At 69.5% G+C, this 17,289-nt stretch carries 16 protein-coding genes and 2 riboswitches; of the genes, 12 read left to right on the top strand and 4 right to left on the bottom strand.

Features of this window, described 5'->3' with window-relative positions; all coding sequences use genetic code 11:
* The first annotated feature begins 2 nt into the window (after positions 1-2).
* The 5 genes from KZ829_RS28200 to KZ829_RS28180 are packed head-to-tail and all read left to right on the top strand — an operon-like array spanning position 3 to position 3,886.
* The gene (locus KZ829_RS28200; RefSeq protein ID WP_220146955.1) at positions 3-923 is read left to right on the top strand and encodes an aldose 1-epimerase family protein; all 921 of its coding nucleotides are present in this window, start codon (positions 3-5) and stop codon (positions 921-923) included.
* Positions 923-1,540, top strand: coding sequence for a nitroreductase family protein (locus KZ829_RS28195; RefSeq protein ID WP_220146954.1), 618 nt, complete (start codon positions 923-925; stop codon positions 1,538-1,540). Before KZ829_RS28200 ends, KZ829_RS28195 begins: the two co-directional genes overlap by 1 nt.
* A gap of 50 nt (positions 1,541-1,590) precedes the next feature.
* Positions 1,591-1,887: a type II toxin-antitoxin system VapB family antitoxin gene (locus KZ829_RS28190; RefSeq protein ID WP_220146953.1), complete on the top strand. Its 297-nt coding sequence runs from the start codon at positions 1,591-1,593 to the stop codon at positions 1,885-1,887.
* A gap of 48 nt (positions 1,888-1,935) precedes the next feature.
* On the top strand, positions 1,936-3,111 hold the full coding sequence (locus tag KZ829_RS28185) for an acyl-CoA dehydrogenase family protein (RefSeq protein ID WP_220146952.1): 1,176 nt from the start codon (positions 1,936-1,938) through the stop codon (positions 3,109-3,111).
* Between the two features lie 58 nt (positions 3,112-3,169).
* Entirely contained in the window at positions 3,170-3,886 is a 717-nt protein-coding gene (locus KZ829_RS28180; protein ID WP_220146951.1) for a DUF4230 domain-containing protein, read from the top strand.
* Positions 3,887-4,102: 216 nt separating this feature from the next.
* Here the strand turns inward: KZ829_RS28180 and KZ829_RS28175 are convergent, their stop codons facing one another.
* Positions 4,103-4,300 carry a PspC domain-containing protein gene (locus KZ829_RS28175; protein WP_220146950.1) on the bottom strand — a complete coding sequence of 66 codons (198 nt, stop codon included), beginning with the start codon at positions 4,298-4,300 and terminating at the stop codon, positions 4,103-4,105.
* Between the two features lie 219 nt (positions 4,301-4,519).
* Between KZ829_RS28175 and KZ829_RS28170 the strand changes: the two genes are divergently transcribed.
* From KZ829_RS28170 to KZ829_RS28150, 5 genes are all read left to right on the top strand, one after another.
* Entirely contained in the window at positions 4,520-6,379 is a 1,860-nt protein-coding gene (locus KZ829_RS28170) for a DUF5941 domain-containing protein (protein WP_220146949.1), read from the top strand.
* Positions 6,380-7,091: 712 nt separating this feature from the next.
* Positions 7,092-8,372: an ABC transporter ATP-binding protein gene (locus tag KZ829_RS28165; RefSeq protein WP_220146948.1), complete on the top strand. Its 1,281-nt coding sequence runs from the start codon at positions 7,092-7,094 to the stop codon at positions 8,370-8,372.
* A gap of 81 nt (positions 8,373-8,453) precedes the next feature.
* Complete coding sequence (locus KZ829_RS28160) at positions 8,454-8,912, top strand: ATP-binding protein (RefSeq protein ID WP_308285696.1); 459 nt, start codon at positions 8,454-8,456, stop codon at positions 8,910-8,912.
* A gap of 91 nt (positions 8,913-9,003) precedes the next feature.
* On the top strand, positions 9,004-9,738 hold the full coding sequence (locus KZ829_RS28155; protein WP_220146946.1) for a beta-phosphoglucomutase family hydrolase: 735 nt from the start codon (positions 9,004-9,006) through the stop codon (positions 9,736-9,738).
* Positions 9,739-9,761: 23 nt separating this feature from the next.
* Positions 9,762-12,125: a glycoside hydrolase family 65 protein gene (locus KZ829_RS28150; RefSeq protein ID WP_220146945.1), complete on the top strand. Its 2,364-nt coding sequence runs from the start codon at positions 9,762-9,764 to the stop codon at positions 12,123-12,125.
* Positions 12,126-12,179: 54 nt separating this feature from the next.
* Here the strand turns inward: KZ829_RS28150 and KZ829_RS28145 are convergent, their stop codons facing one another.
* A complete protein-coding gene (locus tag KZ829_RS28145) occupies positions 12,180-13,196 on the bottom strand; it encodes a coiled-coil domain-containing protein (protein WP_220146944.1) in 1,017 nt (338 codons plus the stop codon).
* Positions 13,197-13,200: 4 nt separating this feature from the next.
* Positions 13,201-13,335, bottom strand: a riboswitch (cyclic di-AMP (ydaO/yuaA leader).
* Positions 13,336-13,542: 207 nt separating this feature from the next.
* A riboswitch (cyclic di-AMP (ydaO/yuaA leader) is annotated at positions 13,543-13,759 on the top strand.
* Between KZ829_RS28145 and KZ829_RS28140 the strand changes: the two genes are divergently transcribed.
* On the top strand, positions 13,758-14,792 hold the full coding sequence (locus KZ829_RS28140) for a coiled-coil domain-containing protein (protein ID WP_220146943.1): 1,035 nt from the start codon (positions 13,758-13,760) through the stop codon (positions 14,790-14,792). Its footprint overlaps the riboswitch before it by 2 nt.
* Before the next feature lie 21 nt (positions 14,793-14,813).
* Here KZ829_RS28140 and KZ829_RS28135 read toward each other — a convergent pair whose 3' ends face one another.
* On the bottom strand, positions 14,814-15,584 hold the full coding sequence (locus tag KZ829_RS28135; protein ID WP_220146942.1) for an ABC transporter ATP-binding protein: 771 nt from the start codon (positions 15,582-15,584) through the stop codon (positions 14,814-14,816).
* Positions 15,577-16,473 carry an ABC transporter permease gene (locus KZ829_RS28130; RefSeq protein ID WP_220146941.1) on the bottom strand — a complete coding sequence of 299 codons (897 nt, stop codon included), beginning with the start codon at positions 16,471-16,473 and terminating at the stop codon, positions 15,577-15,579. The genes KZ829_RS28135 and KZ829_RS28130 overlap by 8 nt, the downstream gene beginning before the upstream one ends.
* A gap of 223 nt (positions 16,474-16,696) precedes the next feature.
* Between KZ829_RS28130 and KZ829_RS28125 the strand changes: the two genes are divergently transcribed.
* Positions 16,697-17,260 carry a TetR/AcrR family transcriptional regulator gene (locus tag KZ829_RS28125; RefSeq protein WP_220146940.1) on the top strand — a complete coding sequence of 188 codons (564 nt, stop codon included), beginning with the start codon at positions 16,697-16,699 and terminating at the stop codon, positions 17,258-17,260.
* The last annotated feature ends 29 nt before the right edge of the window (positions 17,261-17,289 follow it).

Raw genomic sequence — 17,289 nt, 5'->3', positions numbered from 1 at the left:
GTATGAGCGCAGAGTCAGCCGCGAGGTCCGGGAGCCAGTGGTCGATCGAGGAGGCGGGGCACCGCGCCGTCGTCACCGAGATCGGTGGCACGCTGCGGGCGTACTCCGTCGACGGCGCCGAACTGCTGGACGGCTTCGGTGAGGACGAGATCGCCCCAGGCTCGGCCGGGCAGATCCTGGCGCCCTGGCCCAACCGGATCCGGGACGGGAAGTACGAGTTCGAGGGGCGGTCGTACCAGCTCGCGCTCACCGAGCCGGCCCGGCACAACGCCATCCACGGGCTGGTCAACTGGTCCCGCTGGCACGCCGTCGAGCAGACCGCCGACGCGGTCACGCTGGAGTACGACCTGCCCGCCCAGGTCGGCTACCCGTGGTCGCTGCGCCTGCGCAACCGCTGGTCGGTGTCGGCCGACGGGCTCCGGGCGGTGCAGGAGGTGGTGAACACCTCGGAGTCGAACGCGCCCTGGGGGTACTCGGTCCACCCGTACCTGCGGCTGCCCGGCGTGACCGTGGAGGACACCGTGCTCCACGTGCCGGCCAGGTCGCGGATCCTGGCGGACAACCGGTTGCTGCCGATCGGCGCCACCAAGATCGCCGGGACCGAGTTCGACTTCAGCGAGCCCCGCCGGATCGGTGACCTGGTGCTGGACACCACCTTCGGGGACATCGACTTCGGCCCCGACGGGATCACCGCGGTCACCCTGTCCGACCCGGCCTCCGGCCGCGACATCGTGGTCTGGGCCGACGACAAGTACCGCTACTGGCAGGTCTTCACCGCCGACACCCTGCACGGCGAGCGGTTCCGCCGGTCCGTCGCGGTGGAGCCGATGACCTGCCCGCCGGATGCCTTCCGGACCGGGCGTGACCTGGTCGTCCTTCAGCCCGGTGTCGCCTGGTCGACGTCCTGGGGCATCCGGGCCTGATGGAGTTCGACGAGGTGGTCCGCCGCCGGCGGATGGTGCGCGGTTACGACCCGGACCGCCCGGTCCCGCCGGAGCTGGTCGACAAGATCGTCCGGCACGGGCTGCGGGCGCCGTCGGCCGGTTTCTCGCAGGGCTGGAGTTTCCTGGTCCTCACCGGGCGGGCCGATCGCGACCGGTTCTGGGCGGCGACCGCGGATGCCGAGGGGCCGGCCGAGGGCTGGCTGGCCCGGATGCGGACGGCGCCGCTGATCATCGTGGCGCTGTCCAACAAATCGGCCTATCTGGAGCGTTACGCCCAGCCCGACAAAGGCTGGGCGGATCGTGACGAGTCCCGCTGGCCCGCGCCGTTCTGGGACATCGACACCGGGTTCGCCGCCCTGCTCATGCACCTCACCGCGGTCAACGAGGACCTCGGGTCGTGCTTCATCGGGCTGCCCGCCGGCCGGGTGGACGCCTTCAAGGAGGCGTTCGGGGTGCCGCCGGAGTTCCGCCCGATCGGAGCACTGACGATCGGGTACCGGGGGGAGGACAAGAGGTCACCGTCACTGCGGCGTGGGCACCGTCCGGTGGACTCCGTGGTGCATCATGGCCGGTGGACTTCGGCGGGCGAGGTCTGACCGGCCCGGGGTTACGCTGGCATACGGTTCTCACGGAAAGGGCAGCCGCCGTGATCTTCAAAGCGGTCCGGGACGGAGCCCCGTACCCCGATCACCAGACCACGCTCAAGGAGTGGGCGGACATTCCGCCGCGCAAGGTCTGGCTCGCCGACCTCATCACCACCAAGCGCGAGCTGGCGCTGGACAAGCTGCTCGCCGAGGATTCCACCTTCTACGGCGACCTTTTCCCCCATGTCGTGGAATATCACGGCGCCCTCTATCTGGAGGACGGTCTGCACCGCGCCCTGCGCGCGGCCCTGCAGCAGCGCAAGGAGATCCACGCGCGGGTGCTGGTCCTGGAGGCCTGATCTCATCCGGGTCTGTCGATGTTGGACGCCCGGCGGTTAGCTTGAGTCATGGGTGTTCGACCTCTTGACCTGCTGGATCTTGACGATTTGCTGAGTGATGAGGAGCGCGACGCCCGCGCTCTCGCCCGCCGCGTCGCCGACGATCACGTTCGTCCGGCCGTGGCCGAGTGGTACGAGAACGGCGATGCCCCGATCCGGGAGCTGGCCGTCGAGTTCGGCAAGGCCGGCCTGTTCGGCATGCACCTGACGGGATACGGCTGCGCCGGCTCGTCGGTGGTCGCCCTCGGCCTGGCCTGCATGGAGGTGGAGGCCGCCGACTCCGGGATCCGCTCGCTGATCTCGGTGCAGGGCTCCCTGGTCATGTACGCGATCTGGCGCTACGGCTCCGAGGAGCAGAAACTCGCCTGGCTCCCGGCGCTGGCGTCCGGCCGGGCGATCGGCTGCTTCGGCCTGGCCGAGCCGGACCACGGCTCCGACCCGACCGGCATGTCCACCCGGGCCCGTAAGGACGGCGACGACTGGGTGCTCGACGGCGTGAAGACCTGGATCCTCAACGCGCCGATCGCCGACGTGGCGATCATCTGGGCCCGAGCCGACAAGGGCGTGGCCGGATTCGTCGTCCCGACCGACGTGAGCGGCTACACGGCCCGCGAGATCAGCCACAAGATGTCGCTGCGCGCGTCCAGCACCGGCGAGATCGTCCTGGACGAGGTCCGGCTGCCGGAGAGCGCCCGGCTGCCCGGCGCCCGCAGCCTGATGGCGCCCCTGTCCTGCCTCACCGAGGCCCGGCTCAGCATCATCTGGGGTGTGCTCGGGGCGGCCCGGGACTGCCTGGACACGGCGCTCGACTACGCGGCCGCGCGGGAGCAGTTCGGGCGGCCGATCGCCGGGTTCCAGCTGACCCAGGCCAAGCTCGCGGACATGGCCCTGGAGCTGCAGAAGGGGTTCCTGCTGGCGTTGCATCTGGGGCGGCGGCGGGAGCGGCAGGACGGGCCGCTGCGGCCGGAGCAGATCAGCGTCGGGAAGCTCAACAACGTGCGGGAGGCCATCAAGATCGCACGGCAGTGCCGGACGATCATGGGCGGCAACGGGATCCTGGCGGAGTACCCGGTGATGCGGCACGCCAGCAATCTGGAGAGCGTGCTGACGTACGAGGGGACGTCGGAGATCCACCAGCTGTCGATCGGGCAGAAGCTGACCGGTTTGAACGCTTTCGCGCGGTGAGGCGTCCGGGTGGGTGCTCGGGTCGCGGATTGTCGTACCCCCTCCGTACCGTTTAGACATGGCTGAATCGCCCGCCCCCGCATCCCCCGACCCCGAGCCCACCAGCGAGTTCCCGGCCGTTCAGCGCGGACCCAGCGGGTTCGCCCGGCTGCTGATCTTCGTGGGCGTCGTCTTCGCCCTGCTGGTGGCGTCCTGCCTCGGGCTGCGCGCGATCAACGTGCTGCCCACCTTCGACAACCCGTTCGCCGACCGGACGACCGACCGCAGCCAGCCGGTGCTCCTCGAGTCCATGCGCGACCTGGAGCGGTTCGTGGCGGCCGACGGCACGTTCCAGGTCATCGTCGATCTCCAGGAGAACCGGGACAACATCCCCGACTTCCTGATCAACCGGCGGACACTGTTCGTCGGCTCGGGCACCGTCGAGGCCTATGTCGACTTCGGCGGCCTGGCCGGTGACGCGCTCAAGGTGGATGAGGAGAAGAAGACGATCGAGCTGAGGCTGCCCGCCCCGCAGCAGTCCACGGCCGCTCTCGACATGGAGCGCAGTTACGTGGTCGCCGAGGAGCGCGGGCTCTTCAACCGGATCGGTGACGCCTTCCGCGACGATCCCGGCAAGCAGCAGCAGGTCTATCAGCTCGCCCAGCAGCGGATCACCGAGGCGGCCCGGGCGAGCGGGCTGGACGAGCGGGCCCGGGAGAACACGCAGCGCATGCTGGAGAGCCTCTTCGCACGGCTGGGCTATTCGACGGTCACGGTGACCTTCGCCAACCCATGACCCAGGGTGGTCGTCGCTCTCCGGGCCGCACTGCCCGGAGAGCGCTAACCCCGGCCCGGGTACCCCTCCCCCCCCCCTCCCCCGGGGGGGGGGGCCCCCCCCCGCCCCCCCCGCCCGCCCCCCCCACGCCACCGGCGATCACCGGCCGGCGTACGGGGGGAGCCGACCAGGCCGGTGTCGCCTACCCGTTTTCGGGCTCACGCCCTCCGACGGGCGTCACTCGCTGGGCATCAGCGCCCAGAGGACCAGGTAGACGAGGAACTGCGGGCCCGGGAGCAGGCAGGACAGGACGAACAGCAGCCGGACGGTGCCGGGGCGCATCCCGAAACGCTGGGCCAACCCGGCGCAGACACCGGCGATCCGGCGGTTGTGACGGGGGCGGGAGAACGAGCGGGTCCTGAGGGGGCTGGTCACGTCATCCACTCCTTCGGCGGCGGCCCCGGCTCTCTGCCGTGGCCACTTCGACGGTAGGTACGGGAGCCGGGCCGTCCCTCGTTCCACGGGTGGATGCGAGCGAGTCAGCTCCCGTAAGGGTGACCCGTACCCACGTGACGCCCGCTGTTAACCTGGACCGCGTTTCGGGCCTGGTGAGGACCGGTCCGTCAGGCTGAGGAGGCAAGCGGTGGTGCTCCGGTGACGCTGGCCGTTCTGACCGCACGAACCGGCCCCGCCATCCCGGACAGTGACGCCGACCGGCTCGCCGGCGACCTGACCGGTGCGCTGCGGGCGGCCGGGATCCCGGCGGTCCACCGCCTCACCCCGGGCGACGGCGAGGCCGTCCGCCTGCGGGAGCTGGCCCGGCAGGCCCGCGACGCGGGTGTCCCCCTCCTGATCTGCGCCGACAACCTGGTCGCGCACGGCAGCCTGCTCTGGACGCTGGCCACCGAACCGGCCGGGCGCAGCACCGTGCTCGTCGCCGCCGACCCGGCCGGTGAGCTCAAAGAGGACCGGGGCCGCGTCATCGCCGCCCCGCCCGGCGGCGGGACCGTGCGCTACCTGGGCGCCATGTGCATCGCCCCCGCCGAGCTGCCGCTGCTGGAGAAGGCCGCCGACCACCCCGACGTGCTGGCCGAGATGCTCGCCGACGGGTTCGTGCCGGTCGCCACCCGGGTGCGCCTGCTGCACGCCGAGCAGGTCACCACCGAGGCGGAACTGGCCGGGGCACGGGACGCGGTCGCCGCGGTGGACGAGGACGCGGCGCGCCTCCGGCTCGCCGTCAAGGAACAGGACGACTTCTTCACGACGTACGCGGTGAGCAGTTGGTCGCCGCTGGTCACCCGGGCCGCCGCCCGGCTCCGGCTGACACCGACCGCGGTGACCGGGCTGTCGGTGCTCTTCGCGGTCGCCGCGGCGCTGCTGTTCTGGCAGGCCTCCCGGGTCGCCATGGTGCTCGGCGGGGTGCTGCTCTACCTCGGGTTCGTGCTCGACTGCGTGGACGGGCAACTCGCGCGGTACACGCGGAAGTTCGACGCCTTCGGCGGTTGGCTCGACACGATGGCCGACCGGGCCAAGGAGTACGCGGTCTACGCCGGGCTGGCGGCCGGGGCGGAGCGGATCGGGCTGCCGTACGCGTGGCCGCTCGCGATCGCCGCGATCATCCTCCAGACCGCCCGGCACATGACCGACACCTGGTACGGCGCCCTGCACGACGAGGCCGCCGCCCGTCCCGCCCCGGCCGCGTCCGGTGGCGTGGGTGCGCGGCTCACCGCGGCCTCGGTCAAGGCGCAGAGCCAGCGCGGGTCGCTGATCTACTGGGCCAAGCGGATCGTGGTCTTCCCGATCGGTGAGCGGTGGGCGCTGATCGCCGTGCTGGCCGCGTTCACCGACGGCCGGGTGACGCTGGCCGCCCTGGTCGGTTTCGGTCTGCTGGCGGCGGCCTACACGCTGGGGCTGCGGTCGCTGCGGGCCCTCTCCATGCGGGTCGGGGTGCTGCACACGGTCGACACCATGCGGCACCGCGACGACGGGCCGCTGGTGCGGTCGGTGCTGAGCCGGGTGGGCGCCGGGCGGCCGTTGCCGTTCGCCGCCCTCTTCACGGTCTACGCCATGGCCGCGGTGGCCGCGACGGCCGCCGCCGGGCCGGGCCATCGCCCGTGGGTGCTCGCGCTCGTGGTGATCCCGGTGCTGGTCAGCGGCTTCCCCGCCCGGGTGCGGCACGACGGCTCCCTGGACTGGCTGGTGCCGGCCGCCCTGCGGGCCGCCGAATACCTGACCGTGGCGGCCGTGGGCCTCTACGGGCCGGTTCCGCCCGCCGTGGTCTTCCTGCTGCTGTTCGCCCTGGCCATGCGTCACTACGACCTGACCGCCCGGATGGAGAAGGGCGCCCCGGCGACCGGTGCGGGCGGCGCCGTCCTCGGCTGGGACGGGCGTGTCCTCCTCCTGGTCGTCGTGGCCCTCCTGGGCTATGCCATCTTCGCCACGGCCCTCCTGGCGGCCGCCGTGTTGTTCACGTTCACCCTCACCGCCGTGAAGGACTGGAAGGCGTCCCGCTAGCCCTCGCAACCCCGCCACGCCGATCTTGGACGTTTGACCACCGCCCGCGGTGGCAAAGCGTCCGCTACTCCGTTACGCCGATCTTGGACGCTTGACGACCGCCCGCGGTGGCAAAGCGTCCAAGATTGCCGCTGGGAGAGTGGAGGGGCGCGGTGCTGGCTGCTGTTCAGGCAGCTTCCGCTTCCGCCGTGAGCACCCGCAAGCTTGTGCGCTGATCTTGGACGTTTGACCACCGCCCGCGGTGGCGAAGCGTCCAAGATCGCCGCTGGCAGGGGAAGCGTCCAAGATCGCCGCTGGCGGGGGCAAGCGTCCGAGATTGGCACTGGCGGGGGAAGCGTTCGAGAACGGGGCTGGTGGGGTCGGGCGTTCGGGATCGGCTTGGTGGGTGGGTGGGTGGGCCGCGTGGGTGGGTGGATGGGCCACCGAGCTCAGCCCGGCGGGCGCGGCACAGGCTTGAGTGGCAATTGATCGCGGGGCTTGGCGGGGCGAGAAAGTGCTTTTGTGGGCTTGTGTCGCGTACCGATGAAAAATGTTTTTTCTGTGCACGTGCACATGAGAGAGCGGGAAAAACGTGCGATCTCCGTAATCGATTGATCACTATGCGCAAATGGCACTTTCGCCCGATGGCGAAGCATCGAAGCCACTCGCAGAGTCAGTACCCGATCGCCGACCGTCGTGGGATCGGGATCACAGTCGATGCGGGAGGTTGACGGTGTCCACCGTCGCGCTGAAAGAGGTCACCAAGATCTGGCCAGACGGCACCACTGCCGTCGACAACGTCAGCCTGGATGTGCAGGACGGGGAGTTCATGGTCCTGCTCGGGCCTTCGGGCTGCGGAAAGTCGACCGTGCTGCGGATGATCGCCGGGTTGGAGGATCCCACGCGGGGGGACATCCTCCTGAACGGCGAGCCGGTGCTGGAGCTGCCGCCGCGGGACCGCAGCATCGCGATGGTGTTTCAGGATTTCGCGCTCTATCCGCACATGACCGTCTCGGAGAACATCGGTTTCCCGCTGAAGTTGTCCGGTATCGAGCCGACGCCGCGGCAGGAGCGGGTGGACGCGATCGCCGGCGCGCTCGGCATCGGCGAGGTTCTGGCGCGGCGGCCGAGTCAGCTCTCCGGCGGTCAGCGGCAGCGGGTCGCGATGGGCCGCGCCATGGTGCGCCGACCAGGCATTTTCCTGATGGACGAGCCGTTGTCCAACCTGGACAGCGGACTCCGCGCCGAGTTGCGCGCCGAGATCACGAGCATGACTCGTGAGCTGGGTGTGACGACCATGTACGTGACCCACGACCAGGCCGAGGCGCTGACCATGGCGGACCGCGTCGCGATCATGCGCAAGGGCGTGCTCCAGGACGTCGGCACGCCGACCGAGGTGTACCGGCGCCCGGCCACCCTGTACGTCGCCGCCTTCCTGGGCTCGCCCAAGATGAACCTGCTCGAGGCCGCGGTCTACGTGCACCTGGACCAGTACATCGCTCTGAGCTTCGGCGAGCAGACGCTCTACATGCCGTGGAACGACCCACGCGCCCGGGCGGTGGCCCGCTACCACGGCGAGCGGATCGTGGTCGGCATCCGGGCCGAGGCGCTCACCCCGGTCACGCCGGACACGCAGGGGCCCGTCTTCCAGGGGCGGATCCGCTTCCTGGAGCACCACGGGCACGAGTCGCTCGCGTACCTGGACATCGGCGCCACGGCGATCGTGGTGGACGAGATGAGCGGCCCGGTGACCGAGACCCGGAGCGTCGGTGGCGGGTTCAGGAAGGCGCTGCAACGTCTGGCCGGCCAGACGCCGGAGCCGGTGGCCCCGCAGGGCCGTGTCGGGGTGCTGAGCGAGGTGGGCAAGCATCACCGCAAGCCGGCCGAGCTGGCGGTGCGCCTGGCGCCGTACCCGGCGATCGGTCCCGGTCATCCGCTGGCCGTGTCGGTGCGGATGGACGCGGTGCACTTCTTCGACGAGCGGGGTGATCGGATCGATGTCGGCTGGCGCTGACCGGGGGTCCCGCGCCACTTCCGGGCGCGTTCACGGATGCCTCCCGCTACCGGTCGGCCACAGCGCGTAGGCTGCTGCACGGTGGAGGAGAGGAACGGCCAGGGCGTGCGCGCGGCTTCCGGCCCCTCGCGGGCGTGGCCGGTGCTGCTGGACCGTGCTTTCGGCCGGGACGACATCACGATCCTGCGGCACGAGATCACCCGGTTGCTGGGCGTCGCCGGGCTCGCCGGTGACCGCCGGGACGGGTTCGTGCTGGCCGTCAACGAAGTGATCACCAACGTGGTGCTGCACGCGGGTGGGTGGGGCCGGGTGGTGTTGCGGATCGACGGCGGTTCGGTGTGGTGTGTGGTGACCGACTCCGGCCCGGGCATCCCGAGCGCCTATCTGGACCGCGTGCGCACGCCGGAGACGTTCGAGGTCGGCGGCCGGGGTCTCTGGCTGGCCCATCAGCTCTGTGACGAGGTCACGACGGCCACCGGGCCGATCGGTACCTCGATCGGCCTACGTATCGGTCTGGAGTCCGTGCCGGATCCCCGGTGAAACAGCAGGTTGAACGCCTTGTGAAACATCATGGAAATGTGAAGACGCCCTTCCGCGCTCCTCGTGGATCGCGTCCGGCTACATTGGGCGCGTGCTCGGACTTCCTTCACAGGTGACCGCTTGCCTTTTCGATCTTGACGGCGTGCTGACGCAGACCGCGCTCGTGCACAGCGCCGCATGGAAACAGACGTTCGATACGTTCCTGGAATCGTGGGCGGCAAATCATGATCAACTTTTTGTCCCGTTCGATTCCGGCGTCGACTATCACCGTTATGTCGACGGCCGTCAGCGTGCCGACGGTGTCCGGACGTTCCTGGCGTCCCGGGGCATCACCCTGCCCGAGGGCGACCCGGACGACACCCCCGATCGGGAGACCGTCAACGGCATCGGCAATCGCAAGAACGTGCTCGTGCTACAGAAGATCAAAGAAGGCGCCGTCCAGGTCTACCCCGGATCGGTGGAGTACCTGAAGGCCGCCAGGGCCGCCGGTCTACGCCGTGCGGTCGTGTCGGCGAGCGCCAACTGCAAGGACGTCCTGGAGGCGGCCGGGATCGCCGACCTCCTGGAGGCCCGCGTGGACGGCGTCGTCGCGCGTGAGCTGGGTCTGCCCGGCAAGCCCGCGCCGGACACCTTCCTCAAGGGCGCCGAGCTGCTCGGCCTCGACCCGGCCAACTGCGCCGTGTTCGAGGACGCCCAGGCGGGCGTGGCCGCCGGCCGGGCCGGTGGCTTCGGCATCGTGATCGGCGTGGACCGGGTGGGCCAGGCCGACGCGCTGCGCGAACACGGCGCCGACGTCGTGGTGCAAGATCTCAAAGACCTCCTCTGAAATCAGTTACGAGAGGCACGACCGTGATCCGTGAACGGGCTTATCCCGTCGACCCTTGGCACATCCGGGAGACCCGGCTCGACCTGGACCTGATGGCCCAGTCAGAGTCGGTATTCGCTCTCTCGAACGGCCACATCGGGATACGCGGAAACCTGGACGAGGGCGAGCCGCACGGTCTGCCGGGCAGCTATCTGAACTCGTTCTACGAGCTGCGGCCGCTGCCGCACGCCGAGGCGGGATACGGTTTTCCCGAGTCCGGCCAGACCATGGTCAACGTCACCAACGCCAAGCTGATGCGCCTGCTCGTCAACGACGAGCCGTTCGACGTCCGGTACGGCGAGTTGCGCTCCCACGAGCGCTGCCTCGACCTGCGGGCGGGCCTGCTGGAGCGGTGCGTCGAGTGGGTGTCCCCGTCCGGCCAGGGCGTCCGGGTGCGGACCGTCCGGCTGGTCTCGTTCACCCAGCGCGCGGTCGTGGCCTTCCTGTACGAGGTGGAGCCCCTCGAGACCTCGGCCCGGCTGATCCTGCAATCCGAGCTGGTGGCGAACGAGCAGCTGCCGCCGATGAGCAAGGACCCGCGGGTGGCGGCTGTGCTGGACCGCCCGCTGCTGGCCGAGGAGATGATGGAGCAGCCCGCCGGCGGCATCCTGATCCACCGCACCAAGGCCAGTGACCTGCGGATGGCCGCGGCCATGGAGCACCTGGTCGAGACCCCGGGCCGGCACGCCATCACCACCGAGGGCCACCCGGACTGGCTGCGCACCACGGTCGCCTGCCGTCTGGAGCCCGGGCAGAAGCTGCGGGTGGTCAAGCTGGCGGCGTACGGGTGGTCCAGCATGCGCTCGCTGCCCGCCCTGCGCGACCAGGTCGGGGCGGCCCTGGCCAGCGCCCGGCTGGACGGCTGGGAGGGTCTGGTCCAGCAGCAGCAGGACTACCTGGACGCGTTCTGGGACCACTCGGACGTCAAGGTCGAGGGCGACCCGGAGGTGCAGCAGGCGGTTCGGTTCGGCCTCTTCCACACGCTCCAGGCCGGCGCCCGGGCGGAGAAGCGGCCGATCGGCTCCAAGGGCCTGACCGGCCCCGGCTACGACGGCCACACGTTCTGGGACGCTGAGACGTTCGTGCTGCCGGCGCTCACCTACACCCAGCCCTCCGCGGCGGCCGACGTGCTGCGCTGGCGGCACTCGACGCTGGACCTGGCCCGGGAGCGGGCGCAGACGCTCGGCCTGTCGGGGGCGGCCTTCCCGTGGCGGACCATCCGCGGCCAGGAGTGCTCGGGCTACTGGCCGGCCGGCACCGCGGGCTTCCACATCGCCGCCGACATCGCCGACGCGGTCCGCCGCTACGTGCAGGCCACCGGGGACTTCGACTTCGAGCGTGAGGTCGGCCTGGAGCTGCTCGTGGAGACGGCGCGGCTGTGGCGGTCGCTGGGCCACCACGACCGGCACGGGCGGTTCCACATCGACGGCGTCACCGGGCCCGACGAGTACACCGCCGTGGTGAACGACAACATCTACACCAACCTGATGGCGCAGCAGAACCTGATGGCCGCCGTCGACGCCTGCCAGCGGCACCCGGACCTGGCCCGCGGTTTCGGGGTCAACGACGAGGAGGCGGCCTCCTGGCGGGACGCGGCGGCGGCCGTGCACATCCCGTACGACAAGGAGCTGGGCGTCCACCAGCAGTGCGAGGGCTTCACCCGGCTTCAGGAGTGGGACTTCGAGGGCACCCCGCCGGAGGGCTACCCGCTGCTGCTCAACTTCCCGTACTTCGACCTGTACCGCAAGCAGGTGGTCAAGCAGGCCGACCTGGTGATGGCGATGTACATCCGGGGCGACGCGTTCACCCCGGAGGAGAAGGCGCGCAACTTCGCGTACTACGACGCCCGTACCGTCCGGGACTCGTCGTTGTCGGCCTGCATCCAGGCGGTCATGGCGGCCGAGACCGGGCATCTCGAGCTGGCCCACGACTACCTGGGCGAGGCCGCCCTGATGGACCTGCACGACCTGCACCGGAACGCGCGGGACGGCGTGCACGTGGCGTCCCTGGCCGGCTCCTGGATCGCGCTGGTCGCCGGCCTCGGCGGCATGCGGGACTTCAACGGCCAGCTGAGCTTCGCGCCGCGGCTGCCCAGCCGGATCAACAACCTGGAGTTCTCGCTGCTCTGGCGGGGTCTGCGGCTGCGCGTCAACGTGACATCCGACGAGGTGACCTACTCGCTGCGCAACGGCGGCGGGCAGGCCCGGCTCACCCTGGTCCACCACGGCAAGGAGCTCGAGGTGACCCAGGTGCGACCGGTCACCATGCCGATTCCGGCCGCGGTGCCGCCGGGCCCGGCGCCGGCCCAGCCGCACGGCCGCGCTCCGGTCCGGCGCGCGGTGCACTGAGCACGTGAAAACGGCCCCCGCCCGGATGGGCGGGGGCCGTTCTCGTGAAGTCCGTCAGAGCATCGAGACGTGTACGTGGTCGGTGTGAGCACTGACCCCGTGGTATTCCTTCCAGCCCGACGCCGGGAACCAGATCATCCTGTTCCAGATCACGTAGTAGATGCCGAGCTCGTCGGCGTTACGGACCAGGAACGCCATCAGGTTGTTGCCGTACCGGAATTCCTTGTCGGTGTCGTAGGACGAGAATCCGCTCTTCTGCAACGACCAGTCGCAGGCACGGCCCTTGGGGTGTTCGAAGGGCCCGCCGGTGCGGTGACAGCCGACGAACATGTTGAAGCCGGCCTTCTTGGTCTCTTTGTACATGTGCAGCGTGCGCTTGGTGACACAGCCGCCGGTGGTCGGGTCGTCCTCGGTGCAGCCCTCCGACGAGAAACCGCCGGAGCCGTTCCGCGGCGCCGGGTCGGCCTCCGGTGAGTCCGCCACCACGAGGCCCTTGGTCACCGACTTGCCGCCGACCAGCTGGAACGCCTTGTCGGCCGCGTCCTTCTGCTTCTTCATCACGGCGGCGTTCTGCTGCTGCGCCTTGACCTCGGCATCCAGCTGCGCCTTGCTCTCCGAGATCTCGGTGATCGCCGCGTTGAGCTCGTGCAGCTTGGCGTCGTGCAGCTTGTTGATCTCTTCGAGGGAGACCGCCTTGGTCAGGAAGTCGCCCGAGTCCTGGGACCTGAGCAGGAAGCCCATGGCGCTCAGGTTGCCGGTCATGTACTGCTGCTTGGCGATCTGGTCGACCTCGGGGATCAGTGCGTCCCGCCGGGCCTCCGCCGCCTGGATCTGCTTGGCCAGTTTGGCCTGCGTCTTGGTGGACTGCGTCACCGCGGACTTCGCGGAGGCGTAGCGCCGGTTGGTCGACTCGATCACGTCGTTGAGAGTTGCGTCCTCGTCCTCCTCCTGTGCGGAGGATGAGGAGCCGCCTGGCTCGGCCGCGGCCGGAGTCGCGGGCGCCATGAACATCAGGGCGCTCACCAGCGGCGCCAGGGCAAGTATCAGCCACCGGCGGGGACTTGCTGCCATCAACAGTTCCTTCCGTGACACCGCCGACCGAGTTAGCTGACGGGTTCGGGACGGAAGCAATCCCTACCGCAAACTGCGGATACACCCCAGTGAACCTGGTTCCCCGGCTCGTCTCGCGACGATTGGGCGGCGGCCTGCCGGCAACTCGGGGGCGGTGCCGTCCTGGCAGGACCGGCGGCCAGTTTACCCGAGATATCGCTGTGGATCAGACCCCGGGAACCGCTAAAAGAGTTACCTCGCAAACACATTCCGTAATTGCAATCACCTGTCGTGTCGGGGCAATTGCGGTGCGTACGAGAACTGTCGATCTGTCGATCGAGTGGGTATGGTCGGTGCGGTTCCCGCGCGGGGGCCGCCGCCTAATCGCCGTCAATGGCGAGCCGGGGAACCAATGTGCGACGTATTCGCGACGGTGAGGGCCACCGTTGTCGGCCTACGGCGAGCGAGGCTCAAGGTAGGTCGCGAATAAGCCGCATCCCGGGGTGAATCCGCTTACTCGCGGTAGGGATTTCCTTCGTCCCGAACCCGTCAGCTAACCCGGCCGGCGGCCGACGGAAGGAAATGCCTGTGCAGCAGAACACTGCGCGGCGATTAGCGGCGTTGCTGGCGCTGCTCGTCGCCGCGTGCGGACTGGCCGTCGTCGCGTCGCCGGCCACCGCGGCCCCCCGGCTGCTCGCCGCCCCCGGAGACACCGGGGACGACGGTGAGGGCGGATCGAAGTCCCTCATCGAACAACTCGAGAAGGCCTCCAGCGGCTACATCGAGGCCAAGAAGAAGCTGAAGACCTCCAAGGAGCAGCAGACCAAGCTGACCTCGGAGCTCAAGCGCCTGGACACCGAGCTCGGGCCACAGCAGGAGCAGCTCGACCTGATCGCCACGCAGGCGTACACCGCGGGCCGGGCCGGGCCGATGTCAGCCGTGCTCGCCGCCGATTCGGCCGAGGGCTTCCTGGGCCGGGCCGAGACCCTGGCCATCGTGGCGGCCGACCAGAGCCGGGCGATCCAGGGACTGAAGACCACCCGCGAGGACCGCCAGAAGGCCAAGGACTCCATCGACATCGCGATCAAGGACCAGCAGAAGCAGGTCACCGTGATGGCGAAGCAGAAGGCCAAGGCCGAGGCCGCGCTCAAGGCGGCGAACCAGGGCTCGGACGCCTCGTCCTCCTCCGACGGCGGCGGCAGTGCCGACGCGGAGCCGGGCCCGGGCGGATCGAGCTGCAACCAGGACGACCCGACCGGCACCGGCGGCTGCATCACCGCGACCCTGCTGCACGCCTACAAGCAGGCCCGGGCGGACGGCTTCACCCGGTTCACCAAGTGCTGGCGTACGCAGAACAGCGGCGAGCACCCCAAGGGCCGGGCCTGCGACTTCTCCGCGGAGAAGGGGACCTTCGGCGGGGACGCCACGGGAGCCGACAAGACGTACGGCAACAACCTGGCGAACTACTTCATCAACAACGCGGACGACCTGGACGTCCTGTACGTGATCTGGTACCGCCGGATCTGGCTGCCGAGCAGTGGCTGGAAGTCGTACAGCGGGGCGGGTGGCGACCCGTCCAGCGACCACACCAACCACGTGCACCTGTCGGTCAACTGAACCACCGGGGGAGTGCGGGGCCTACCTGCGGGCGAAGGCCTCGTACTCCTTCATCACCTCGTCGGTCGGGCCGTCGGCGCGGATCGAGCCGGCCTCCAGCCAGATGCACCGCTCACAGGTGTCCCGGATCGACTGCTCGCTGTGGCTCACCAGGAACACCGTGCCGGCCTGGGCGCGCAGCTCCCGGACCCGGGCCTCGCTGCGCCTGCGGAACTTGGCGTCACCGGTGGCCAGCGCCTCGTCGATCAGGAGCACGTCGTGCTGCTTGGCGGCCGCGATCGAGAAGCGCAGCCGGGCCGACATGCCCGAGGAGTACGTCCGCATCGGCAGGGTGGCGAAGTCACCCTTGTCGTTGATGCCGGAGAACTCGATGATCTCGTCCTTCTTCGCCCGCACCTCGGCCGGCGACATGCCCATCGCGAGGCAGCCCAGCTCGACGTTGCGGTCGCCGGGCAGCTCGTTCATCAGTGCCGCGTTCACACCCAGCAGGGACGGCTGGCCGGAGGCGTAGATCGCGCCCCGGGAGACCGGCAGCAGGCCGGCCACCGCGCGCAGAAGGGTCGACTTGCCCGAGCCGTTGGTGCCGATCAGGCCGATCGCCTCGCCCTTGTAGGCCACGAAGCTGACACCCTTGACCGCGTGCACCTCACGGATGTTCGAGTTCTTGCTCCGGGTGGCCAGGCGCTTGAAGCTGGCCAGCGGGCTGGAACTGGACGCACCGGCCTGGTGGACCTTGTAGATGATGTGGGCCTCGTCGGCGATGACGGTGGGAATCCGCTCGTTGTCAGCCACGGCCGTAGCCCTTCTCTCCGCGCCAGAAGTAAACGAAGCCGCCGATGCCGACGACCACGGTCCACACGACCGCCTCGATCCACAGCACGGTCGGGGAGTTCGCCAGGGTCGCTTCCTCGAGCAGCGCGTGGCGCATCAGCTCGATGTAGACCAGCAGCGGGTTGGCCTCGACCACCTGGAGCTGCCAGCCGCTCAGCAGATCCTGGAACTTCGTCACCGGGTAGAGAACGGCCGATCCGTACAGCCAGAACCGCATGATGAACGGGATCAGCTGCTTGACGTCGCGCACCTTGGAGCCGTAGCGGGCCATGAACAGGCCCAGGCCGACGTTGAAGAACGACTGCAGGACCAGGGCCGGCACCACGATCAGCCACTCGACGGTGATCGGCTCGCCGGTGATCAGCACGATGCCCATCAGGACGAACACCGCCACCATGAAGTTGCGGATCTCCACCAGCGAGGCGGAGAGCGGCAGGCTGGCCCGGGGGAAGTGCAGCGCGCGGATCAGCCCGAGGTTGCCGGTGATCGCGTTCGTCCCCGTCTGCACCACCGACTGGGTGAACTGGAACACGAAGACACCGATGCAGAGGTACGCGATGAAGTTCGGCATCTCCTCGTGGCCCCCGAGGACCAGGCCGAAGATGACGTAGTAGACAGCCGCGTTGATGATCGGGGTGAGCACCTGCCACACCGCGCCGAGCTTGGTGTTGCCCAGTGCGGACGTCATCTTCGCGCTGGAGTGGGCCCGGATGAAGTGCCGGTACGCCCACAGCTGCCGGGTGTAGTCCGGAAGGCTCGGAAGCCGCCCGGACGCGCTCAGGCCGTTGCGCCGGGCCAGCTCCTTGAGGGAGAGGCCGGCGTCGGTCTCGGCGACCGCCGTCTCTGGCATGGGGTGGTGCTCCGATCTGGTCGGCCCGAAGGGCGCGGCGGGATCCGATGCCTGGTGCGAGGTCACAGCATGCAGCATGACAGGCCCCCGCCGATGCCGATGGAACGGGTTCGTATCGACGTGGCTGTGACGGTAGCTGACCAAACGGCGGAACGCAACCGTTACGTCGTAGCGCTATAGTGACCGTGTGGCGACAATCAAGCGCGCACCAGCCGGAGCGGCGGTGCTCCGAGGCGATATCACCGTGGCGATCCGAAACGCCGTCATGAGTGAGCTGGCGGAGGTCGGTTACGGCCGGTTGTCCATCGAGGCGGTGGCCCGCCGTGCCGGGGTCGGCAAGACGGCGATCTACCGTCGATGGAGCAACAAGCTAGAAATGGTAATGGAGATAATCTCGGATGTCGCGGAGCGGAAGGTTCCACTTCCCGACACCGGCAGTTTCTCCGGCGACCTCCAGCTCCTCCTGATGATCGTGAGCACGGCCCTCCAGCACCGGATCGCGTCCCAGATCATCCCGGACCTGATGGCCGAGGCGGCCCGCAACCCGCAGATCGCCGAGACCCTGCAACGGGCTCTCCGGACCCACCAGCAGGCCGTCGGCGAGAAGCTGATCGGGCAGGCGGTGGCCCGCGGCGAGCTGCCCGAGGGCACCGATCCGGACGTGGCCGTCGACATGATCCTCGGCCCGCTCTACTGGCGGCTGGCCGTGGCCCGGCAGCCGATCGGCGAGGACTACCTGGAGAAGTTCACGGTGGCGGTGACCGCGGCGTTGCGCGCCACCGGCTGACCGGCAACCGAACGCGCACCGGACCGCTC

It is taken from the genome of Actinoplanes hulinensis (assembly GCF_019429605.1).
Lineage (GTDB): Bacteria > Actinomycetota > Actinomycetes > Mycobacteriales > Micromonosporaceae > Actinoplanes > Actinoplanes campanulatus.
The sequence above is the reverse complement of the archived record's forward strand: the minus strand, read 5'-3'. Positions and strand labels throughout refer to the sequence as shown.